General features: G+C 60.4%; 1 pseudogene. It reads right to left on the bottom strand.

What is annotated here, in order from left to right:
- A pseudogene (locus tag ACZYR5_RS29575) lies at nt 1-226 on the bottom strand (hypothetical protein); the annotation flags it as partial.
- Nucleotides 227-265 lie beyond the last annotated feature (39 nt).

Below are 265 nucleotides of genomic sequence, written 5' to 3'. Positions count from 1 at the left end.
AGAGATCGACCTCAATCCTCTGTAGGAGCTGGCTTGCCAGCGAAGAGGGAGTGTCAGCCAACGATGATGTCGGCTGTGCCAGCGCCTTCGCCAGCAAGCTGGCTCCTACGGTGAGGTGACTGCCGATCGAGAGATCGGCCTCAATCCTCTGTAGGAGCTGGCTTGCCAGCGAAGAGGGAGTGTCAGCCAACGATGATGTCGGCTGTGCCAGCGCCTTCGCCAGCAAGCTGGCTCCTACGGTGAGGTGACTGCCGATCGAGAGATC

The organism is Pseudomonas sp. F007, assembly GCF_057814275.1.
This window is presented reverse-complemented; position numbering and strand designations above follow the sequence as displayed.